This is a genomic window from Methylobacterium sp. GXF4 (genome assembly GCF_000272495.1).
Lineage (GTDB): Bacteria > Pseudomonadota > Alphaproteobacteria > Rhizobiales > Beijerinckiaceae > Methylobacterium > Methylobacterium brachiatum.
This window is the reverse complement of sequence record NZ_AKFK01000052.1, coordinates 61,036-80,734: the sequence shown is the minus strand read 5'-3', so window position 1 is coordinate 80,734 and position 19,699 is coordinate 61,036. Positions and strand designations below refer to the sequence as shown.

Below are 19,699 nucleotides of genomic sequence, written 5' to 3'. Positions count from 1 at the left end.
TCTCACTCGCCCGGCTGCGGCTCCTTGCGCTCGTAGCGGCTGAGCAGCGGCGTCTGGGCCAGGGCGAACAGCACGGTGATCGGCATGATGCCGAACACCTTGAAATTGACCCAGAAATCCTCGGTCTGGGTCCGCCACACGATCTCGTTCAGGGCCGCCAGGACGAAGAAGAACAGGCCCCAGCGGAAGGTGAGCTTGCGCCAGCCCTCCTCGGTGAGGCTGAACATCGAATCGAGCACCACCGACAGGAGCGAGCGCCCGAAGGCGAGCCCGCCGAGCAGCACGGTGCCGAACAAAGCGTTCACGATGGTCGGCTTGACCATGATGAAGGTCTTGTCCTGCAAGGCCAGCGTCAGGCCGCCGAACACCACCACGACCACGCCGGAGACGAGCGGCATGATCGGCAGGCGCCGCACCAGGACGAAGTGAACCGCCAGCGCCACCACGGTCGCCGCGATGAACACCCCGGTGGCCACGAACAGCTTCTGGTCGGACGCGACGCCGAGGCGTTCCGAATAGGCGTTGCCCAGGAAGAAGATGACGAGGGGCCCGAGCTCCAGCGCCAGCTTCACGAGCGGCGGCAGATGGCGGCGGGGGGGAACGGATTCGATCTGCATGCGCGTCAGTTGGCTCGGATGCGGCCCTCGCGTTAGGCTGGAGGCCGGGCTGGCGGTTTCGGGGCTGTGTGGAACGGGGGGCTCACGATGTCCATCACGATCGACAATGCCGAGGTCGAGGCGCTCCTCGCCGACCTCACGGCCACCACCCACCGCGCCGCGCCGGATCTGTTGCTCGAGCTGCTCCGACGGGAGCGGGCGCGGGTGGCGGAGGATCGGGAGCGCCGCATCGCCGAGGGCTTGGCCGCCGATGAGACGATGCAGCGTCGCTTCGAAGCGAGCCGGATCGTGGATCCACGTCCGATCGAGGAGATCCTCGCCTACGACGAGAGCGGTCTTCCGGCGTGATCGTCGTCGATTCGTCAGCCTTCATCGCGATCCAGCGTCGAGAGCCCGAGGCGGAAGCCTTTTCACGTGTGCTGGCGCTGGCCGAAAGCCCCGCGATGGCCGCGGCAACGTATCTCGAATGCGCCATCGTCGCCTCGCGCGCGGCCGACGGGCGCGCGGTGCTCGACGAATGGATACGGGCACGCCGCATCGCCGTCGTCCCGGTCGACCACGCCCTCGCCCAGGTCGCCGCCGACGCCTTCGCCCGCTACGGCAAGGGCCGGCACCCGGCCGGGTTGAACTTCGGCGATTGCTTCGCCTACGCGCTGGCCCGGTCGCTGAACGCGCCGCTCCTGTTCAAGAGCGACGACTTCGCCCGGACCGACGTGCTGCGCGTCGGACCCTGAAGCATCGTCTTGATCCGAAAGCCGGCAACCACCTTTCGGGACGATGCGCTAATCCTTCTCCAGCCCGGCGATCGCCCGGGCGAAGTCCCGGGCCGCGAACGGCTCCAGATCCTCCACGCCCTCCCCGACGCCGATGAAGTGCACCGGCAGGCCGAACTTGGCCGCCAGCGCCACCAGGATGCCGCCGCGGGCCGTGCCGTCGAGCTTGGTCATCACCAGGCCCGAGACCGGCGCCGCCTGGGAGAACAGCTCCACCTGCGAGATCGCGTTCTGGCCGACGGTGGCGTCGAGGACGAGGATCGTGGCGTGCGGCGCCTCCGGGTCCTGCTTGCGCAGCACGCGGACGATCTTCTCCAGCTCGGCCATCAGCCCGGCCTTGTTCTGGAGCCGTCCGGCGGTGTCGATCAGGAGCACGTCGGTCCCGGCGGCCCCCGCCTGCTTCAGCGCGTCGAAGGCGAGGCCGGCCGCGTCGGCCCCCTCCCCGCCGCTGACCACCGGGGTGCCGGTGCGCGCGCCCCAGACCTTGAGCTGCTCCACCGCCGCCGCCCGGAACGTGTCGCCGGCCGCGAGCATCACGGTCCGGCCCTCCGCGCGCAGCTTCGAGGCGAGCTTGCCCAGAGTCGTAGTCTTGCCGGCGCCGTTGACGCCGACGGTCAGGATCACGAACGGCTTCTTCGTGCTGTCGATGACGAGCGGCACCGCCACGGGCTCCAGCGCCCGCTCCACCTCCGTGGCCAGGATCGCCCGGACCTCGTCGGGCGAGATGCCCTTCTCGTAGCGGCCCTTGCCGACCGCGTCGGAGATCCGCGTCGCGGTCTCGAGGCCGAAATCGGCCTGGATCAGGGCATCCTCCAGATCCTCCAGGGTGTTGGCGTCGAGCTTGCGCTTGGTGAACAGGCCGGTCACCCGGTCGGTCAGGGCCGACGAGGTCCGCTTCATCCCGGAAGTGAGCCGGGTCCACCAGCCCTTGGCCTCGGGCTCCCGGTCCGGCCCGGCGCCGGCATCGTGGGCGAGCGCGGCGGCGGAATCCACCGGCTGGATGTCGGGCATCGGCGCGACCACCGGCTCCCGGTTCACGTCCCCGGTATCGACCGGGTCGGCGCCGTGCGCGGGATCGTCCCCGGCCGTGCCGGCGGGCGGTCGCTCGAGCTCGCCTTCGATCGGCAGCAGGTCCGCCCCCTCGACCACGTCGGCGACGGGGGCCTCCGTCTCCTCGGGCGGCAGCGGGATATGGGCGACGTCCTCGGCCCCAGTGGCGTAGTCGGGCTGGCCCTCGGAGGGCGAGGCCGGCGCATCCGCAGGCAGCTCCGTCTCCGCCTTGTGCGCGTCCGTGCCGTCGCCCGTGCTCTGGCCCTTGCGCCCGAACAGGCGCCCGAACCAGCCGGGCTTGTCCTCGCTCGCCATGAAACCTCGTCCTCGCCCCAGCTTGCCGACCCGATGCCGAACCCCTAGAGCCGTTGCCGACCGCGTTGCAAACGGCAACGGCTCCAAGTCCTTGGTTTGACGCGCTCGCCTGCGCCGAACCGGCCGCCGCTTTGGCGGCGCGCGCCCTGGCCCGACCGGATGTCCCTCACCTTCGACATAGGTGCCCGCCTCCTCTACCGCGATGCCCTGCTGCTCGTCATCGACAAGCCGCCGGGCCTGCCGGTCCATCCGGGACCGCGCGGCGGCGAGACCCTGACCGACCATCTCGACGGCCTCCGCTTCGGCCTGCCGCGCCGCCCCGAGGCCGCGCACCGGCTCGACCGCGACACCTCCGGCTGCCTGGCGCTCGGCCGCCACGCCAAGGCGCTGGCCCGGCTCGGCAAGCTGTTTGCCGGCAGCGCCGTGGACAAGACCTACTGGGCCGTGGTCGAGGGCGGCCCCGACGCGGAAACCGGCCGGATCGACCTGCCGCTGGCCCGCCGCTCCGACGATCCGCGCTCCTGGTGGATGAAGGCCGACCCGGCGGGCGACCCGGCCCTGACCCATTGGCGCGTCCTCGGCCGGGCCGGCGGCCGGACCTGGCTGGAGCTGAAGCCGGTCACCGGCCGCACGCACCAGCTCCGGGTCCACTGCGCCGCCTCCGGCTGGCCGATTTTGGGAGACTCGATCTACGGCAGCGGCCCCCGGGGCGGCAGCCTGCACCTGCACGCGCGGACGCTGACCATCCCGCTCTACCCGAAGCGGGAGGCGATCACCGTCACGGCGCCCCCGCCGCTGCATATCGCGGACGCCGTAGCGCGAATGGGCGGCTAGACCGCCATTCGGTTTCTGGTGACGGTTTCGCAGCGCCAGCCGTCATGGCGAGCGTAGCGAGGCAAGCTAGGGATACGCCTCGTCCGGAAACCGTGCGGTGCACTGGGTTGCTTCGCTGCGCTCGCAATGACGGTGCGGATAAGAATATTGCGGTTTGAGGGGCTTCACGCAGCGATCAGCCGCGCCCCGTCATGCCCCGCGATCGTGACCGCGTGGAACGTCCCCGCCTCCGCCTCTCCGGCCAGCCGCACCGGCGTGAAATCCGCGCTCCGACCGGTGCCGCCGCGCTCGGCCAGGACCGTCAGCGTGCGCCCGACCTGGCCGTCGAGGTGCCGGCGCAGGGCGGCGGCACCGGCGGCGCGCAGGCGGGCGGCGCGGTCGCGGATCGCGTCGGCGGCCACCGGGGGCATGCGGGCGGCCGGCGTCCCGGGGCGGGGGGAATAGGGGAAGACGTGCAGATGCGTCAGCCCGCACTCGGCCACGAGGTCGAGGGAGCGGGCGAACTGGTCCTCGGTCTCGGTGGGGAAGCCCGCGATCAGGTCGGCGCCGAACACCACGTCGGGGCGCAGGGCGCGGACCGTCGCGCAGAAGCGGATCGCGTCGGCGCGCGCGTGCCGGCGCTTCATGCGCTTGAGGATCAGGTCGTCGCCGGCCTGGAGGGACAGGTGCAGGTGCGGCATCAGCCGGTCCTCCTCGGCGAGCGCGGCGAGCAGCGCGTCGTCGACTTCCACCGAGTCGATCGAGGAGATGCGCAGGCGCGCGAGCTCCGGCACCGCCCGCAGGATCGCCCGCACGAGGCCCCCGAGGGAGAGCGACGGTTCGGGCAGGTCGCGGCCATAGGCAGTGAGGTCGACGCCGGTGAGCACGACCTCGCGGCCGCCATGGGCCACGATGGTCTCGACCTGCGCGACGACGTCGGCGACCGGCACCGAGCGCGACGCGCCCCGGCCGAACGGGATGATGCAGAAGGTGCAGCGATGATCACAGCCGTTCTGCACCGGCACGAAGGCCCGCGTATGGCCGGCGATCGCGTCGATCCGGGTCGGCGCCACGGTGCGGGCCGCCATCACGGCGCCCGGGCCGGTGGCGGCGGGCGACCAGCCCGCGGGGCTCAGCTTCTCGGCATTGCCGACGAGGCGCGCGACTTCCGGCATGGCCGCGTAGGCCTCGGTCTCGACCTCGGCGCCGCAGCCGGTGACCACGATCTCGGTGCCGGGCCGCTCCCGGGCGATCCGGCGGATCGCTTTGCGGGCCTGGCGGCCGGCCTCCTGGGTCACCGCGCAGGTGTTGACCACCACCCGGTCGCGCCCGTCGGCGGCCGCATGGACGCGCAGGGCCTCCGATTCCACGGTGTTGAGCCGGCACCCGAAGGTCAGGGTCTCGACGCCCATCAGGCGGCGCCGGAAAACAGCTCCGGCGCCAGATTGCCCTCGGCGACGAGCGCGACCGGACCGGTCATCAGGACATGGTCGTCGGCGCGCCATTCGACGAACAATTCGCCCCCGGGGAGCCGGACATGGGCCTGCCGGCCGATCATCCGCAGGCGCGAGGCCGCCACCACGGTGGCGCAGGCGGCGGTGCCGCAGGCGAGCGTCAGCCCGGCGCCGCGCTCCCAGACCCGCAGGGTGATCGCCTCGCGCTCGGTCACCTGGGCGATCGAGATGTTGGCGCGCTCCGGGAAGAGCGGGTGGTTCTCCAGCATCGGCCCGATCCGGGCGAGATCGTAGGAGGCGGGATCCCGGTCCACGAAGAACACCGCGTGCGGGTTGCCCATATTCACGGCGGCCGGCGAGTGCAGGATCGGCTCGTCGATCGGGCCGATCTGCAATTCGATCCGCCGCGTGTCGGGGAACGGCTCGGACAGGGGGATCTCGTCCCAGGCGAGCTTCGGACGGCCCATATCCACCGTGAAGGCGCGCTCCGATATCCGGCGCACGCCGACCCGCCCGGCCGCCGTCTCCAGGACCAGCCTGCCGCCCTCGGCGGGGCGGGCCATGGCCGGGTCGTCGAGCATCGCGTAGGCGACGCAGCGCGTGCCGTTGCCGCAGGCGCCGGCTTCCGAGCCGTCGGTGTTGTAGATCCGCATGAACGCGTCGGTGCCGGGGCTCACGGGATCGTGCAGCACCATGAGCTGGTCGAAGCTCGAGCCGGGATCCTGCGCGATCGCCCGCGCCTCCTCGGGCCGGACCTGGGCCGTCGAGCCGCGCAGGTCCAGCACCACGATCGCGTTGCCGGCGCCGTGCATCTTCAGGAAGCGTCTATGGGCGAGTGCGCTCATGCGGCCAGAAGCTTTGAGGGGATCGAGCGGCTATATGGCAAACCCGCTCGCCCGACGCGAGGGGGGCCGGCAGCGTGGCAGATGCGCCGCACCCGCCGCTCTCGTGCCTCGCGCCCTCGCGGGCGGGCCGGATCGCCACTAGGTTAGCCGGCGGGAGCCCACGCGACGATCCGCCGGGACCCGACCGGAGCGCCACCCGTGATCCGCCTTCGTTCTCTCGTCGCTCTCTCGACCGCCCTGCTGCTGGCAGCCGGCGGTCCCCTGGCCGCGCAGCAGCAGCCCGCGCCGCCACCCTCCACGGCGCCGGCGCCCGCCCAGACCAGTCCGCTGCCGACCACCACGGCACCCAACCCGGTCGCCGACCCGACCAAGAGCGCCGCCCCGGCGCCGCAGCAGGCGGTGGCCCCGCCCCCCGCCGGCCAGGCCGCCGTGGGGACACCCGGGCGGCCGACGCTGATCGAGAAACCCGGCGAGCCCGGCGACGTCGACGAAGTCACCCTGCCGGCCAAGCCCGCCGCGATCGTCTCGGGTAAGACCAAGTGGGAGGAGGCCATCGTCAACCTGACCAAGGCCTTCACGCGGATCGAGGCGGATCTCGCCAAGCTCGGCATCGCCCCGGCGGGCCGGCCGCTGGCGGTGTTCACCCGCACGGACGATGACGGTTTCGAGTTCGAGGCGATGATCCCGGTGGCCGCCGCCCCGAACCCGGCCCCCGCGGAGGCGGACGGGATGCGCTTCGGCACGACCCCGTCCGGCAAGGCCCTGCGCTTCCCGCACCGGGGCTCCTACGAGTCGATCGACGGCACCTACGAGACGCTGACGGCCTATCTCGACGCCAAGGACATCGTGGTCCAGGACCGCTTCGTCGAGGAATACGCCACCGACCTCAAGGACGGTACCGACGACAACCTCGACGTGAATATCTTCGCACTGGTGAAGTAGGCTGCTCAAACACGGTCACAGAAAGAATTCTTGTTCTCTTCGGCAGACGAAAGGTCGCCCGGGGGTTAATCGTCCGCCCTGTCATCCCGGGGCCGCGAGGCGGAGCCCGGAATGACGGTGTGGCTCATCCGGAGTCGGTCCATCACCGATCGTAGAACGACATTCGGCAGCGCCTTGATCTGCCGAACAGCCGTTCCCTCGCGCGATGATCCAATAATCCCATGCGCACGTCGCGTGGCCTTGGCCGATGGACAGATCGCCGCTGGTTTCGGCGCCCCGGAACAGCGGCGGCGGCTTGCGGATTCCCCGTGCATGCCGACGTCCCTGTTCCCCACCCCCTCCGCACCGCCGTCGCGCCGTAGGGCCGCGCCGTCGCCGGCCGACCCGGCTGTCGCCGACAAGGCGCTCGCAATCCACGCCCGGCTCTGCCCGGTCTATGGCTGCCCGATCCCGTATTTCCACAGCCTCGATCCGGTCAGCGAGCTGGTCTCGTCGCTGCTCTCGCACCGCACCCGCAACGCGGAATCCGGTCGGGCCTTCAAGGCCCTGCGCGCCCGCTTCCCGGATTGGGAGTCGGTGATCGACGCGGAGGTGCCGGAGATCCAGGCGGCCATCGCCGGGGTGACCTGGCCGGAGCTGAAGGCGCCGCGGATCCGCGAGGTCCTCATCGCCGTGCGCGAGCGCTGCGGCAGCCTCGACCTCGCCTTCCTGGGCGACATGGATGTCGCGGCGGCCCGGGCCTGGCTGGAGGCGATCCCCGGGATCGGCCCCAAGACCAGCGCGGCGGTGCTGTCGTTCTCGACCCTGCGGATGCCGGCCCTTCCGGTGGACAGCCACCACCACCGGGTCGCCCAGCGGCTCGGCCTGATCGGCCCGCGGGTCGATGTCGGGCCCTCGCACGCGATCCTGCGGGCGCAGCTGCCGGCCGACTGGAGTGCGCAGGCGCTCTACGACAATCACGAGATCCTGATGCTGCACGGCCAGCAGGTCTGCCACCATCGCCGCCCCGCCTGCGGGCGCTGCGTCCTGGTCGATCTCTGCCCGAGCGCGGCCCTCGGCGCGCGGGAGCCGTGACGGCATCCTTGACCGGTCCGGGCCGCGGGTGCGAGTAACCCCGCGCCCGGCAGGCGCGGAGCCCCGGCGTCTTCGTTTTCAGGATCGGCGCCGATGGCCGCGTTCACCGAATTGGTCTTCTCGGGCGTCCAGCCCACCGGCAACCTGCATCTGGGCAATTACCTCGGGGCGGTGAAGCGCTTCGTGGAGATGCAGGGGCGCGAGGCGCAGTGCCTGTACTGCGTGGTCGACCTGCACGCGATCACCGTCTGGCAGGACCCGGAGGCCCTGCGCGGCCAGATCCGCGAGGTCACGGCCGCGTTCCTGGCCGCCGGCATCGATCCGAAGCGCTCGATCGTGTTCAACCAGAGCCAGGTGCCCCAGCACGCCGAGCTCGCCTGGGTGTTCAACTGCGTCGCGCGGCTGGGCTGGCTGAACCGCATGACCCAGTTCAAGGAGAAGGCCGGCAAGGACCGGGAGAACGCGTCGATCGGGCTCTACGATTACCCGGTGCTGATGGCGGCCGACATCCTGGCCTATCGGGCCACCCACGTCCCCGTGGGCGAGGACCAGAAGCAGCATCTGGAGCTGACCCGGGACATCGCCCAGAAGTTCAACACCGACTTCGCGAAGTCGATCGCGGCCCACGGCCACGGCGAGGCCTTCTTCCCGATCACCGAGCCGCTGATCGGCGGGCCGGCGGCGCGGGTCATGTCGTTGCGGGACGGGTCCAAAAAAATGTCGAAGTCGGACCCGTCCGACAACGCGCGCATCAACCTCACCGACGAGGCCGACACCATCGCCCAGAAGATCCGGCGGGCGAAGACCGACTCGGAGCCCCTGCCCTCCGAGATCGCGGGTCTCAAGGAGCGGCCAGAGGCCGACAACCTGGTGGGGATCTACGCCGCGCTCGCCGGCATCACCCGCGAGGCGGTGCTGCGCGATTTCGGCGGGGCGCAATTCTCGACCTTCAAGCCGGCTTTGGCCGACCTCGCGGTGACGAACCTCGCGCCGATCGCCGGGGAGATGCGCCGGCTGACCGCCGATCCCGGTCATATCGACGCCGTGCTGGCCGACGGCGCCGGGCGAGCCGAGACGATCGCGGCCCAGACCCTCGACGCGGTCAAGGACATCGTCGGCTTCGTCCGCCGGAGCCCGAACCTCCAGGCGGTCCGGTGACGGTCCGGGCGCTCGTCTTCGACGTCTTCGGGACGCTCGTCGACTGGCGCTCCGGGGTGGCCCGCGAGGCCGCGCGCCTGCTCGCCCCCTACGCGCCGGCCCTGGATGCCGGCGCCTTCGCGGATGCCGATTCTTTCGCCGATACTTGGCGCGCCCGCTACAACCCCTCGATGGAGACCGTGCGCTCCGGCGCCCGGCCCTTCGTCGACCTCGATACCCTGCAGGCGGAATCCCTGCCCGACGTGCTGGCACAGTTCGGCATCGCGGGCGTGCCCGAGGACGTGCGGCGGGAGCTGGTCCAGGCCTGGCACCGGCTCGACGCCTGGCCCGAGGTGCCCGACGCCATGCGCCGGCTGCGGGAGCGGCACCTCCTGGCGCCGAACTCCAACGGCCATGTCCGGCTGATGGCCGACCTCGCCCGGCGCAACGGCTTCGTCTTCGACGCGATCCTGGGCGCCGGCTATTCCCGCGACTACAAGCCCAAACCCGCGCTCTACCGCGACGCGGTGGCGGCCTTCGGCTTCGCGCCGGCGGAGACCCTGATGGTCGCCGCCCATTCGAACGACCTCGCGGCGGCGGCGAGCCACGGCCTGTCCACCGCACACATCGCCCGGCCGCACGAGCACGGGCCCGGCGGTGGCGAAACCGCGCCCAGCGTCCCGGTGACTTACGCCGCCCGGGACCTCGCGGACCTGGCCGACCAGCTCGGCTGCTGACGAGAGACGAAAGGGGGAGCACGATGGCCGATTGGAACCCCGCCCTCTACACCCGCTTCGAGGACGAGCGCACCCGCCCGGCGGCCGAGCTCCTGGCCCGGGTGCCCCTCGACGCCCCGCGCCTCGCCTACGATCTCGGCTGCGGCCCCGGCAATTCGACGGCCCTGATCACGGCGTGCTTCCCCGAGGCCGAGGTGATCGGCCTCGACACCTCGCCCGCCATGCTCGAGAGCGCGCGGACCCGGTTGCCGGGCCTCGCCTTCGCGCTGGCCGACGCCGCGACCTGGACACCGGAGCGGGCGCCGGACCTGATCTACGCCAACGCCGTGCTGCAATGGCTGCCCGACCATCCGGTGCTGCTGCCCCGATTGTTCGGGCTTTTGGCGCCCGGCGGCGTGCTGGCGGTGCAGATGCCCGACAATCTCGCTGAGCCCTCGCACCGGCTGATGCGCGAGACCGCCGCGTCCGGTCCCTGGGCTGAAGCGATCGGCGATCCGGCCGTGGCCGGGCGTGTCGGGCGGATGCTGGATCCGGCCGGCTATTACGACCTGCTGGCGCCGCTCGCCGCCGACCTGGATGTCTGGCGCACCGCCTATCATCACCCGATGGCGGATGCCGCCGCCATCGTCTCCTGGGTCCGGGCCACCGGGCTGCGCCCGTTCCTCGACCCGCTGGACCCGGACCAGACGGCCGGGTTCCTCGCCGCCTACGAAACCGCCATCGACGCCGGCTACCCGCCGCGCAGCGACGGCCGGCGGCTGCTGGCCTTCCCGCGGGTGTTCATCGTCGCCCGCAAGGGCGGGTAGCGGCCCCGGTTTCTGCGAGCCCGGCTGACATCGCGCACTTCGTCGGACCGCCCCGCAGCGTCGCTTCGCGCATCGCGCGGCAACCCGGGGACACGCCCGTCCCGAGGTCGCGCTTCCCAGGGCCGCTTGGCGCACGCCCACACGGTCGGTGAGCGTGCGCGGGGCGTCCGTTCAGGCCTCGCCGCGGGCGACCAGCGCCTCGTACTCGGCCACCTCGAGCTTGCCCTCCTGGGCGACCCGGGCCTTGTCCGCGTCGCTGATCACGTCGCCGGCGAGGTCGAGGCGCTTCCAGGAGGCGAGCGGGGTCTCACGCCCGGGGGTCGGGACGTACTTGTTCTGCTCGAGCTTCTGGTACTTGTGGATGTAGCGCGGGCAATTGACCCAGATCTTCTTCACCGCGACCTTCACCAGGTACTTGGCCTCGGTGTACTCGGCCATCAGGGCGTCGTCGCGCAGCAGCGTCGCGTGGCCCTGGACGCGGATCCGGTGCGGCGTCTCGAAATCGATGAACAGCAGGCCGACCTTGGCCTGACCCTCGATATTGCCCATCGAGTAGAACATGCCGTTGCCGTCGAAGCCCGGGAACACGAGGGTGTTCTCGTCGAGCACCTTCACGAAGCCCTGGGGTCCGCCCTTGTACGAGACGGTCGGCATGCCGTCGGGATCGACGGTGGACAGGAAGAACATGTCCCGGGAGCCGATGAAGGCGCCCTCGTCCGGCCGGATGCTCTCGTGGACCCAGTCCTCGTCCAGGCGCACGGCGAGCTTGGTGGTGCCGAACTCGGTCTGCAGCGCCCGGTGGACGTCCGAATAGAGCGATGCCATGGCGTGTCCTCTCCAACCCTCTCCGGTCCTCATGCAGGCGGGACCGCTGGGGCGTTTATCGCCGGGAATGGCCGCGCTCGGCAACCGGCAATAGAAAAGGCCGGCCTCGCTTTCGCGTGACCGGCCCGCGCAGGCGCGGCCAGGCAGAGCCCGGCCGCGCGATCCGAACGATCAGTTGCGGGTCTTGTCGACCAGCGCCTTCTCGGAGATCCACGGCATCATGGCGCGGAGCTTGGTGCCGACCTCCTCGATCGGGTGGGTGGCGAGCTTGGCGCGGGTCGCCTTGAACGAGGTCTGGTTGACCTTGTTCTCCAGCATCCAGTTGCGGGTGAAGGTGCCCGACTGGATGTCGTTGAGCACGCGCTTCATCTCGGCCTTGGTCTCGGGCGTGACGATGCGCGGGCCGGTGACGTACTCGCCGTACTCGGCCGTGTTGGAGATCGAGTAGTTCATGTTGGCGATGCCGCCCTCGTAGATGAGGTCGACGATCAGCTTCACCTCGTGCAGGCACTCGAAATAGGCCATCTCGGGCGCGTAGCCCGCCTCGACCAGGGTCTCGAAGCCGGCCTTGATCAGCTCGACCAGGCCGCCGCAGAGCACGGCCTGCTCACCGAACAGGTCGGTCTCGCACTCTTCCTTGAAGGTGGTCTCGATGATGCCGGCGCGGCCGCCGCCATTGGCCGAGGCGTAGGACAGGCCGAGATCGTGGGCGTTGCCGGAGGCGTCCTGGGCGATGGCGATCAGGGTCGGCACGCCGCCGCCGCGCAGGTACTCGGAGCGCACGGTGTGGCCGGGGCCCTTCGGGGCGACCATCAGGACGTCGAGGTCCTTGCGCGGCTCGATCAGGTTGAAGTGGACGTTGAGGCCGTGGGCGAACAGGAGGGCGGCGCCCTCCTTCATGTTCTTCTCGAGGGACTCGCGGTAGATGTCGCCCTGCAGCTCGTCCGGGGTGAGCATCATCACCACGTCGGCCCACTTGGCGGCCTCGGCCACCGACAGGACCTTGAAGCCCTCGTGCTCCGCCTTCTTGGCGGTGGCGGAGCCCTCGCGCAGGGCGATGACGATGTCCTTCACACCGGAATCGCGCAGGTTGAGCGCGTGGGCGTGGCCCTGGCTGCCGTAGCCGACGATGGCGACCTTCTTGCCCTTGATCAGGTTCAGGTCGGCGTCGCGATCGTAATACACCCGCATGTCGGTTTCCTCTTCGGTGTTGGTTTCGGGTTGGGTTAGGCCTTCGCCCGGCCGTACAGGGCCAGGAACTGCTCCACGGCGCGGTCCGCGTCGCGCCGGATCTCATCCTCGCCGAGGTCGAGCGCCTCGCCGAGCAGTAATCGGATCTGAATATCGCGGCCGACGAGGCCGAAGAAGGTCCGGAACGCCGCCTCGCTGTCCGCGAAGGCGAGCAGCCCGGCATCGCGCCCGGCCTCCAGCACCGGCTTCACCCGCTCGCCGATGGCGAAGCGGCCGTTCGCCAGCACGATGCCGCCGAGATTGCTCTTGCGCGAGCCGGCATGGGCCACGGCGATCCGGTTCAGCGCCACCGAGGTGCGGCTGGTGATCACCGTCAGCCACGAGACCGCGAAGTCCTGAAGATGCTCCCGCAGGGTCGCCCCGTCGAGGGCCTGCACGGCCGCGCCTCCGGCATGGACCCGGGATGCCTGCCACCGCACCGTCGCGGTGAGCAGCCCGTCGCGGTCGCCGAACCACTTGTACAAGGTCTCCTTGGAGCAGCTCGCCCGGCGCGCCACGGCGTCCATGGTGAGCTGGTCCCCGTCCTCGACCATGAGGGCGAGCACGGCGTCGAGCACCGCCTGCTGGCGCACGGACGGGGTCGCCGGCGCCTTGGCGCCCGCCTCCACCGTCTCCTGCCGCTCTGCGAGGCTCGACCGCATCGTTTCCAGTACCGTACCGTACGGTACGCTCGATAGAGCGATTCGCCGGGCGCCGCAAGGGGCCCGGCGGGGCCGGATTCAGGCCGGCAGGGCCAGCCCTTCGCGGGCGAACACCGCCCGCACCGCCGGCCGCTCGGCGACCCTGCGGGCATGGGCGTGCCAGGCCGGGAAGCGCGCGGGCATGTCGAACCGGAGCGACGCGCCGGAGGCCCAGACCCAGAAGACCATCAGGTAGGCGTCGACCACGCCGTACCGGTCCCCCACGGCCCAGCCGCCATTCGAGAGGTGGACCTCGGTCATGGTGCAGAGATCGCCGTAGGTATCGGCGGCCTTGTCGCGGATGCCGGGAAACGCCTCCTCGTCGGCGGTGTAGCGCTCCGGCCGGCGGACATGCGCGTAGGCGACATGGTGGTTGGCGGCGAGCCAGCCGAGCCACTCGTCGGCCCGGGCCTGCTCGCGCAGGTCGGTCGGCCAAAAGCCCTTCTCGGGTACGGAGCGGGCGACGTGACGCAGGATCGCGGCGCATTCGGTCAGCACCCAGCCGTCCTCGACCAGGGCCGGCACCCGGCCGCGCTCGTTGATCGCGAGGTATTCCGGAGCGCGCTGGTCCCCCGCCGCGAGGTTCAGCTTGACGCCCTCGAACGGCAGCCCGGATTCCTCCAGGATGATGTGGGCGGCCAGCGAGCAGGCGCCGGGGGCGTAGTAGAGGGTGCGGGTTGTCATTCGGGTTTTACCGTTGATGCTGAAGAAAGATCATCTGACCTAACGAAGGTCAGCCCGAGAAGCGTTCGCAGCTTGCCGCGCACTTCGGCGACGACTTCGTCCGGTGCCGACCCGAGGCTCCTCAGGATCCGATCAGCCCGGTCGATCGATCGGACTTGGTCGACCAGCACGGCTCCCTTTACAGCGAGGCCAGCAGGCAGGAACACCTTCGTCGGCCACGGGTGCGGATTGCGCGTGATCGGGCAGATGATGACCCGGCGCGTCAGATGATTCATGTCCGGATCCGAGACGACGAGTGCCGGCCGTATGCCGTTCTGCTCCGTGCCGCGGACCGGTTCCAGATCGATCAGAAGCAATTCGCCCGGATGCGGTTGCCAATCAGTACGGGTCGTTGGCGTCATCGATGATCTCGGAACCGCGGTCGGGGCCCCAATCGACAGTCTCGGGCTCCGCCTCAGGTCCCAAGCGCCGTGCCTCGGCGATCATCTCTCCCATCGTATAGACAGGCAGGCCGTCGACATAACGGCGACCGTGCCATTGCCGGGGCTCCGCCGGTGGCGGGGTCTTCGACACAATCTCGACGGTCTCGCCCTCGCGGATGCCGAGTTCCTCGGCTTCCGCGCTGCTCAGCCGCACGGCGAGATCTTCACCCCAGCGTATGACCTTGGCTTCCATCGCTCCGCCTCCCGCGAGGACGACGGAACATAGCAGATCCGGGCCGGCGCTTCCTACAGCGGCTCCGACCCACGCCCCATGGCGCTGATGCCGGTGCGGCAGATCTCTACCAGGCCGATCACGCTCATCAGCCGCACGAACCGGTCGATCTCCTCGGTGGCGCCGGTGAGTTCGAACACGAAGGAATTGAGCGTGGCGTCCAGCGTCTTGGCGCCGAAGGCGGCCGCGAGCCGCAGCGCCTCGCTGCGGTGCTCGCCCTCGCCCTTGACCTTCACGAGGCAGATCTCGCGCTCCAGCGCGTTGCCCTGGAGGGTCAGGTCCACGACCCGGTGGACCGGCACGAGCCGGTCGAGCTGCGCCTTGATCTGCTCGATCACGGCGTTGGTGCCGGCGGTCACGATGGTGATCCGCGAGATGTGGCGCGCCTCCTCGGTCTCGGAGACGGTCAGGCTCTCGATGTTGTAGCCGCGGCCGGAGAACATGCCGGAGATGCGGGCGAGCACGCCGGGCTCGTTGTCGACGATCACGGCGAGCGTGTGCCGGTTCACCGGCTCGACGCGCACGGCGTCGGGATAGTGGGTGTTCATCGCGTTCATGCCGGCTTCGTCCTCGTCGTCCAGTCCGTGCTCATCGGCGTCCGCACGCCGCCCATACGGCAGGCGGCGACCCCGAAAAGGGCCGCCGCCAAACCCGTCACACCAGCATCTTGCCTTCCTCGGAGATCACGTCGCCGAGCTCGACGCCGGTCTCGCCGAGGTAATCGGACAGGAGCATCTCGTTATGCGCCTTGCCTGAGGGGATCATCGGGAAGCAGTTCTCGGTCTTGTCGACGATGCAGTCGAACAGGACCGGCCCGTCATAGGCCAGCATCTCCGCGATGGCGCCATCGAGGTCGCCCGGCTTCTCGCAGCGCATGCCCTTGGCGCCGTAGGCCTCCGCCAGCTTGACGAAGTCCGGCAGGCTCTCGGAGTAGCTCTGGGAGTAGCGCGAGCCGTGCAGCAGCTCCTGCCACTGCCGGACCATGCCCATGTACTCGTTGTTCAGGATGAACACCTTGACCGGCAGCCGGTACTGAACCGCCGTCGAGAGCTCCTGCATGTTCATCAGGATCGAGGCCTCGCCGGCGATGTCGATCACCAGCCCCTTCGGGTGGGCGAGCTGGGTGCCGATCGCCGCCGGCAGGCCGTAGCCCATCGTGCCGAGGCCGCCCGACGTCATCCAGCGGTTCGGCTCGTCGTACTTGAAGTACTGGGCCGCCCACATCTGATGCTGGCCGACCTCCGTGGTGATGTAGGTCTCGCGGTCCTTGCAGGCCTCGTAGAGGCGCTGCACGGCGTATTGCGGCTTGATGATCGTCCCCGACGGCCAGTAGGCGAGGCAGTCGCGGGCCTTCCAGGCGCCGATCTTCTGGAACCACGGATCGAGGTTGGATGTCTCGGGCCGCGACGGCAGGGCACGCCAGGCCTCCAGCATGTCGGCCAGCACCGAGGCGCAATCGCCCACGATCCCGACATCGACCTTGACCACCTTGTTGATCGAGGAGGCGTCGACGTCGATGTGGATCTTCTTCGAGAACGGCGAGAACGCGTCGAGCCGGCCGGTGATCCGGTCGTCGAACCGGGCGCCGACGCAGATCATCACGTCGCACTCGTGCATCGCGAGGTTGGCCTCGTAGGTCCCGTGCATGCCGAGCATGCCCAGGAACTTCGGGTCCGTGCCCGGATAGGCGCCGAGCCCCATCAGGGTCGAGGTGACCGGGAAGCCGGTCTCGGCGACGAGCTCGCGCAGGAGCCGGGAGGCCTCCGGACCCGAATTGATCACGCCGCCGCCGGTGTAGAAGACGGGACGACGCGCGGTCGCCATCAGCTCCACCGCCGCGCGGATCCGGTCGCCGTCGCCCTTGACCGCTGGGCGGTAGGTCTTGTGGCTCGAGATCTCCGGGCGCTCGTAGAGGCCGGAGGCGAACTGGATGTCCTTGGGCAGGTCGACCACGACCGGGCCGGGCCGGCCATTGGCGGCGACGTAGAACGCCTCGTGCAGGATCCGCGGCAGATCCTCGATCGATTTGACCAGGTAATTGTGCTTCGTGCAGTGGCGCGTGATGCCGACCGTGTCGCATTCCTGGAACGCGTCGGTGCCGATGAGATGCGTCGGAACCTGCCCGGTGATGCAGACGAGCGGGATCGAGTCGAGCAGCGCGTCGGTCAGGCCGGTGACGATGTTGGTGGCGCCGGGGCCCGACGTGACCAGCACGCAGCCGACCTTGCCGGACGAGCGCGCATAGCCCTCGGCCGCGTGGACGGCGCCCTGCTCATGCCGGACGAGCACGTGCTTCACCGCGTCCTGGTGGAACAGAGCGTCGTAGATCGGAAGTACGGCACCGCCCGGATAACCGAACAGCGTGTCCACGCCCTGATCCCGGAATGCCCGGATGACCATCTCGGCCCCGGTCATGACCTCGCCGCCCATGCTCTCCTCCTCCGCTCCCCGGATCGTCAGCGGCGGTCGTGCGCCGCCGGACGGACCGGTTCCTTTCGTCCTGCACCTTCGTCACGCGAGGCGGCATCCGCCTCGCCCGAAAGCACTGTGTTCGTCGGTATCTCGAACGCCTGGATCTCGTTGGCCGTGATGCATCACCGGGCAGCGGGCAATAAAAAAGGGCCCCGAGGGACCCTGCATGCGCCACCGCTCGGATTGCAGCCCTGAATTAGGGCCGCCCCGTCGGTGACGCTTCCGCTACAATAAGAACCGCGTTCATCGGATATCCGAGCCTGCCTCGCGGCGATCGACAAATCCAGGATCGGATTCAGTCCAGTCGCACGTGAAGTGTTGGGCCTCATACCGGAGACCCGGGAACCGGTCAACGCGAAAGCCGAGGATCGGACGCGCGCTCAGTGCAGGGGCGGCGGGCAGCGGCGGACCCAGTTGCTCGCCGCGTCGTAGGCCGCGCCGAGCTGGAGGCAGGCGAGTTCGCCGTGATTGCGGGCAACGATCTGGATACCGGTCGGCAGCCCGGCCTCGCCGAAGCCCGCCGGGATATCGAGGGCCGGCAGGCCGGACATGGTCACCGGGACCACGGTCTGCATCCACCGGTGGTAGGTGTCCATCGGCCGGCCGCCGACCTCGCGGGGCCAGCGCAGGTTCTTGTCGAAGGGGAAGACCTGCGCGCTCGGCATGACCAGGAAATCGTAGCGCTCCATGAACCGGCGCACGGTCTCGTACCAGCGGGTGCGCCCCTCCAGGGCGGCGGTGAGCCGGTCGATCGTGAGTTCGAGACCGCGCTCGGCCTCCCAGATCGCCTCGGGCTTCATCTGCGCCCGGTGGGCGGGCACGTCGTAGAGCGGCCGGAGCACCGGCGCGACCATCAGGGCCCGCAGGGTAATGAAGTCGCGCCAGAGCTGCTCCATGTCGAACCGGGGCGCGGCCTCCTCGACCACGCAGCCAATCTCCGTGAAGGTCGCCAGCGCGGCGCGGCCGAGGTCGAGCACGCCGGGATCGAACGGGATCTGCCCGTCGAAATCCCCGAGCCAGGCGATCCGCGTCCCGCGGAAATCCCGGGCCAGCGGGCTCGCGAAGGCCGAGGGGTCCTGGCGGATCGTGTTCGGGCAGCGCGGATCGTAGCCCGCCTGCACCGACAGCATCAGGCCGATATCGGCCGGGCTGCGCCCGACGGCGCCGAGCACGGACAGGCCGGGGGTGAACACGTCCTTGGTCTCGACCGGGATCCGCCCCCAGCTCGGGCGCAGGCCGTAGCAATTGTTGAAGGCCGGCGGGTTGCGCAGGGAACCGCCGAAATCGCTGCCATCGGCCACCGGCTGCAGCTTCAGGGCGACCGCCACCGCGGCGCCGCCGCTCGACCCGCCCGCACTCTTCTCCGGATCGTAGGCGTTTCCGGTGGCGCCGTAGACCGGATTGAAGCTGTGCGAGCCGAGCCCGAATTCGGGGATGTTGGTCTTGCCGATAAAGACCGCCCCGGCCGCGCGCAGCCGGGCGACCATGATCGTGTCATTTTGCGCGATCCGGTCGGCGAAGATCGGCGACCCTTGCGTGAACGGCAGCCCCCGCACCGCATCGAGATCCTTCACGGCGAGCGGAAACCCGTGCAGCGGCCCAACAGCCTCGCCGCGGGCGAGCGCGGCATCCCGCGCCTCCGCCTCCTGCAGGAGCGCCGCATCGTCCTGAAGCCCGACGATGGCGTTGACCTGCGGATTGAGCCGGTGGATCCGCTCCAGATAGGCGCGCATGACATCCACGCAGGAAACGATCCGGCCGCGGATGGCGGCCGCGAGATCGACGGCGCCGAGCGCCGTGATGCCGTCCTGTCGCTCATCCTGCATGGTCGGGTCTCCAGATTGGTAGTCGGCTTATAGAAAGTCTGCGCGTTGGAAAATCGTCTGTCTGCGCGTAGGTTACATGTCACCCGAGCGGAGCGTGCGATTCATGCCGAGTCTGCCAAACTCTCCATCACTGCGCCTGAAGGTTCGCAATTATCGTGCGCGCTTCCGTGCCCAGGGTCTGAGACCCATTCAGATCTGGGTTCCCGACGTCAGGACAGCTGCGTTCAAGGCCGAGGCGCACCGCCAATCGCTCGCTGTCGCCAACACGGCGGGCGAGGCCGAGGATCAGGCCTTCATCGATGCCGTGTCCGCCCTGGATGAGGAATGAGACGCGGGGAAATCTGGACCGTTTCCGGCGGAAGGACCTATGCCGGAAAACCGCGCCCGACCGTCATCCTCCAAGACGATAGCTTCGACGCGACGGATTCCATCACGATCTGCGCCTTCACGTCGAACGAGCAGGAGGCGCCACTCTTCCGGATTCCGATCCTGCCGTCCGAGCGAAACGGGTTGCGCACGCCTTCACGCCTGATGGTCGACAAGATTACGACCGTCCCGAAAAGCAAGATGGGCGGCCTGATCGGGCGCCTCGACGACGAGGACATGCTGCGGCTCAACCGAGCGATCCTCGTCTTTCTCGGCCTGGCCGCGTCTCCGAAACAGAGCCGATTGCCCTGAGGGCGG

23 protein-coding genes are annotated in these 19,699 nt (G+C 69.8%); 10 read left to right on the top strand and 13 right to left on the bottom strand.

Annotated features, from left to right (window positions below):
* Positions 1-2: 2 nt before the first annotated feature.
* On the bottom strand, positions 3-617 hold the full coding sequence (locus tag WYO_RS10065) for a septation protein A (protein ID WP_007561915.1): 615 nt from the start codon (positions 615-617) through the stop codon (positions 3-5).
* An 87-nt stretch (positions 618-704) separates the two neighbouring features.
* Between WYO_RS10065 and WYO_RS10060 the strand changes: the two genes are divergently transcribed.
* Positions 705-965 (top strand): type II toxin-antitoxin system VapB family antitoxin, encoded by a 261-nt coding sequence (locus WYO_RS10060; protein ID WP_007561914.1) that lies wholly within the window; start codon positions 705-707, stop codon positions 963-965.
* On the top strand, positions 962-1,351 hold the full coding sequence (locus WYO_RS10055; RefSeq protein WP_007561912.1) for a type II toxin-antitoxin system VapC family toxin: 390 nt from the start codon (positions 962-964) through the stop codon (positions 1,349-1,351). Before WYO_RS10060 ends, WYO_RS10055 begins: the two co-directional genes overlap by 4 nt.
* A 48-nt stretch (positions 1,352-1,399) precedes the next feature.
* Here the strand turns inward: WYO_RS10055 and ftsY are convergent, their stop codons facing one another.
* Positions 1,400-2,755 (bottom strand): signal recognition particle-docking protein FtsY, encoded by a 1,356-nt coding sequence (ftsY, locus tag WYO_RS10050; RefSeq protein WP_007561910.1) that lies wholly within the window; start codon positions 2,753-2,755, stop codon positions 1,400-1,402.
* 159 nt (positions 2,756-2,914) lie between these two features.
* On the opposite strand from ftsY, the gene WYO_RS10045 reads away from it, so the two are divergent.
* Positions 2,915-3,589 carry an RluA family pseudouridine synthase gene (locus WYO_RS10045; protein ID WP_007561901.1) on the top strand — a complete coding sequence of 225 codons (675 nt, stop codon included), beginning with the start codon at positions 2,915-2,917 and terminating at the stop codon, positions 3,587-3,589.
* Positions 3,590-3,753: 164 nt separating this feature from the next.
* Here WYO_RS10045 and mtaB read toward each other — a convergent pair whose 3' ends face one another.
* Positions 3,754-4,980: a tRNA (N(6)-L-threonylcarbamoyladenosine(37)-C(2))-methylthiotransferase MtaB gene (gene mtaB / locus WYO_RS10040; RefSeq protein WP_007561900.1), complete on the bottom strand. Its 1,227-nt coding sequence runs from the start codon at positions 4,978-4,980 to the stop codon at positions 3,754-3,756.
* Complete coding sequence (gene dapF, locus WYO_RS10035; RefSeq protein ID WP_007561899.1) at positions 4,980-5,867, bottom strand: diaminopimelate epimerase; 888 nt, start codon at positions 5,865-5,867, stop codon at positions 4,980-4,982. The genes mtaB and dapF overlap by 1 nt, the downstream gene beginning before the upstream one ends.
* A gap of 198 nt (positions 5,868-6,065) precedes the next feature.
* Here dapF and WYO_RS10030 point away from each other — a divergent pair, with 198 nt between their 5' ends.
* The 5 genes from WYO_RS10030 (at position 6,066) to tam (ending at position 10,563) form a co-directional block, all read left to right on the top strand.
* Positions 6,066-6,809 (top strand): GyrI-like domain-containing protein, encoded by a 744-nt coding sequence (locus WYO_RS10030; protein ID WP_007561898.1) that lies wholly within the window; start codon positions 6,066-6,068, stop codon positions 6,807-6,809.
* 312 nt (positions 6,810-7,121) lie between these two features.
* Entirely contained in the window at positions 7,122-7,883 is a 762-nt protein-coding gene (locus WYO_RS10025; protein ID WP_007561897.1) for a (Fe-S)-cluster assembly protein, read from the top strand.
* A gap of 93 nt (positions 7,884-7,976) precedes the next feature.
* Positions 7,977-9,041 (top strand): tryptophan--tRNA ligase, encoded by a 1,065-nt coding sequence (gene trpS / locus WYO_RS10020; RefSeq protein WP_007561896.1) that lies wholly within the window; start codon positions 7,977-7,979, stop codon positions 9,039-9,041.
* The gene (locus WYO_RS10015) at positions 9,038-9,757 is read left to right on the top strand and encodes a haloacid dehalogenase type II (protein WP_007561894.1); all 720 of its coding nucleotides are present in this window, start codon (positions 9,038-9,040) and stop codon (positions 9,755-9,757) included. Before trpS ends, WYO_RS10015 begins: the two co-directional genes overlap by 4 nt.
* 23 nt (positions 9,758-9,780) lie before the next feature.
* A complete protein-coding gene (gene tam / locus WYO_RS10010) occupies positions 9,781-10,563 on the top strand; it encodes a trans-aconitate 2-methyltransferase (RefSeq protein ID WP_007561892.1) in 783 nt (260 codons plus the stop codon).
* Positions 10,564-10,734: 171 nt separating this feature from the next.
* On the opposite strand, the gene WYO_RS10005 is transcribed toward tam, so the two are convergent.
* The 9 genes from WYO_RS10005 to WYO_RS09970 all read right to left on the bottom strand — a co-directional run bounded on the left by WYO_RS10005 (position 10,735) and on the right by WYO_RS09970 (position 19,015).
* Positions 10,735-11,388, bottom strand: a complete 654-nt coding sequence (locus WYO_RS10005) for a pyridoxamine 5'-phosphate oxidase family protein (protein WP_007561889.1) — start codon at positions 11,386-11,388, stop codon at positions 10,735-10,737.
* 171 nt (positions 11,389-11,559) lie between these two features.
* Positions 11,560-12,579 carry a ketol-acid reductoisomerase gene (gene ilvC, locus WYO_RS10000; RefSeq protein WP_007561887.1) on the bottom strand — a complete coding sequence of 340 codons (1,020 nt, stop codon included), beginning with the start codon at positions 12,577-12,579 and terminating at the stop codon, positions 11,560-11,562.
* A 35-nt stretch (positions 12,580-12,614) separates the two neighbouring features.
* Entirely contained in the window at positions 12,615-13,280 is a 666-nt protein-coding gene (locus WYO_RS09995; protein WP_007561885.1) for a TetR/AcrR family transcriptional regulator C-terminal domain-containing protein, read from the bottom strand.
* Between the two features lie 78 nt (positions 13,281-13,358).
* Entirely contained in the window at positions 13,359-14,003 is a 645-nt protein-coding gene (locus WYO_RS09990; RefSeq protein WP_007561884.1) for a glutathione S-transferase N-terminal domain-containing protein, read from the bottom strand.
* Entirely contained in the window at positions 14,000-14,404 is a 405-nt protein-coding gene (locus WYO_RS29840) for a type II toxin-antitoxin system PemK/MazF family toxin (protein WP_081496959.1), read from the bottom strand. The genes WYO_RS09990 and WYO_RS29840 overlap by 4 nt, the downstream gene beginning before the upstream one ends.
* On the bottom strand, positions 14,382-14,678 hold the full coding sequence (locus WYO_RS09985; RefSeq protein ID WP_007561881.1) for a hypothetical protein: 297 nt from the start codon (positions 14,676-14,678) through the stop codon (positions 14,382-14,384). The genes WYO_RS29840 and WYO_RS09985 overlap by 23 nt, the downstream gene beginning before the upstream one ends.
* Positions 14,679-14,731: 53 nt before the next feature.
* Positions 14,732-15,274 carry an acetolactate synthase small subunit gene (gene ilvN, locus WYO_RS09980; RefSeq protein WP_007561879.1) on the bottom strand — a complete coding sequence of 181 codons (543 nt, stop codon included), beginning with the start codon at positions 15,272-15,274 and terminating at the stop codon, positions 14,732-14,734.
* 97 nt (positions 15,275-15,371) lie between these two features.
* A complete protein-coding gene (locus WYO_RS09975) occupies positions 15,372-17,147 on the bottom strand; it encodes an acetolactate synthase 3 large subunit (protein WP_007561876.1) in 1,776 nt (591 codons plus the stop codon).
* A 422-nt stretch (positions 17,148-17,569) separates the two neighbouring features.
* A complete protein-coding gene (locus WYO_RS09970; RefSeq protein WP_007561874.1) occupies positions 17,570-19,015 on the bottom strand; it encodes an amidase in 1,446 nt (481 codons plus the stop codon).
* Positions 19,016-19,118: 103 nt separating this feature from the next.
* Between WYO_RS09970 and WYO_RS09965 the strand changes: the two genes are divergently transcribed.
* Both WYO_RS09965 and WYO_RS09960 read left to right on the top strand, forming a co-directional pair.
* Positions 19,119-19,343 (top strand): antitoxin MazE family protein, encoded by a 225-nt coding sequence (locus WYO_RS09965; protein WP_007561872.1) that lies wholly within the window; start codon positions 19,119-19,121, stop codon positions 19,341-19,343.
* Entirely contained in the window at positions 19,340-19,693 is a 354-nt protein-coding gene (locus WYO_RS09960) for a type II toxin-antitoxin system PemK/MazF family toxin (RefSeq protein ID WP_007561870.1), read from the top strand. Before WYO_RS09965 ends, WYO_RS09960 begins: the two co-directional genes overlap by 4 nt.
* Positions 19,694-19,699: the final 6 nt, after the last annotated feature.

Bases quoted from the DNA above. Each gene is read 5' to 3' on its own strand.
- WYO_RS09960 (WP_007561870.1), top strand. From the start codon at position 19,340: ATGAGACGCGGGGAAATCTGGACCGTTTCCGGCGGAAGGACCTATGCC.
- ftsY (WP_007561910.1), bottom strand. From the start codon at position 2,755: ATGGCGAGCGAGGACAAGCCCGGCTGGTTCGGGCGCCTGTTCGGGCGC.
- WYO_RS09995 (WP_007561885.1), bottom strand. From the start codon at position 13,280: ATGCGGTCGAGCCTCGCAGAGCGGCAGGAGACGGTGGAGGCGGGCGCC.
- trpS (WP_007561896.1), top strand. From the start codon at position 7,977: ATGGCCGCGTTCACCGAATTGGTCTTCTCGGGCGTCCAGCCCACCGGC.
- WYO_RS10005 (WP_007561889.1), bottom strand. From the start codon at position 11,388: ATGGCATCGCTCTATTCGGACGTCCACCGGGCGCTGCAGACCGAGTTC.
- tam (WP_007561892.1), top strand. From the start codon at position 9,781: ATGGCCGATTGGAACCCCGCCCTCTACACCCGCTTCGAGGACGAGCGC.
- WYO_RS09990 (WP_007561884.1), bottom strand. From the start codon at position 14,003: ATGACAACCCGCACCCTCTACTACGCCCCCGGCGCCTGCTCGCTGGCC.
- WYO_RS29840 (WP_081496959.1), bottom strand. From the start codon at position 14,404: ATGACGCCAACGACCCGTACTGATTGGCAACCGCATCCGGGCGAATTG.
- WYO_RS10060 (WP_007561914.1), top strand. From the start codon at position 705: ATGTCCATCACGATCGACAATGCCGAGGTCGAGGCGCTCCTCGCCGAC.
- ilvC (WP_007561887.1), bottom strand. From the start codon at position 12,579: ATGCGGGTGTATTACGATCGCGACGCCGACCTGAACCTGATCAAGGGC.
- WYO_RS09970 (WP_007561874.1), bottom strand. From the start codon at position 19,015: ATGCAGGATGAGCGACAGGACGGCATCACGGCGCTCGGCGCCGTCGAT.
- WYO_RS10025 (WP_007561897.1), top strand. From the start codon at position 7,122: ATGCCGACGTCCCTGTTCCCCACCCCCTCCGCACCGCCGTCGCGCCGT.
- WYO_RS09985 (WP_007561881.1), bottom strand. From the start codon at position 14,678: ATGGAAGCCAAGGTCATACGCTGGGGTGAAGATCTCGCCGTGCGGCTG.
- WYO_RS09975 (WP_007561876.1), bottom strand. From the start codon at position 17,147: ATGGGCGGCGAGGTCATGACCGGGGCCGAGATGGTCATCCGGGCATTC.
- dapF (WP_007561899.1), bottom strand. From the start codon at position 5,867: ATGAGCGCACTCGCCCATAGACGCTTCCTGAAGATGCACGGCGCCGGC.
- ilvN (WP_007561879.1), bottom strand. From the start codon at position 15,274: ATGAACGCGATGAACACCCACTATCCCGACGCCGTGCGCGTCGAGCCG.
- mtaB (WP_007561900.1), bottom strand. From the start codon at position 4,980: ATGGGCGTCGAGACCCTGACCTTCGGGTGCCGGCTCAACACCGTGGAA.
- WYO_RS10045 (WP_007561901.1), top strand. From the start codon at position 2,915: ATGTCCCTCACCTTCGACATAGGTGCCCGCCTCCTCTACCGCGATGCC.
- WYO_RS09965 (WP_007561872.1), top strand. From the start codon at position 19,119: ATGCCGAGTCTGCCAAACTCTCCATCACTGCGCCTGAAGGTTCGCAAT.
- WYO_RS10065 (WP_007561915.1), bottom strand. From the start codon at position 617: ATGCAGATCGAATCCGTTCCCCCCCGCCGCCATCTGCCGCCGCTCGTG.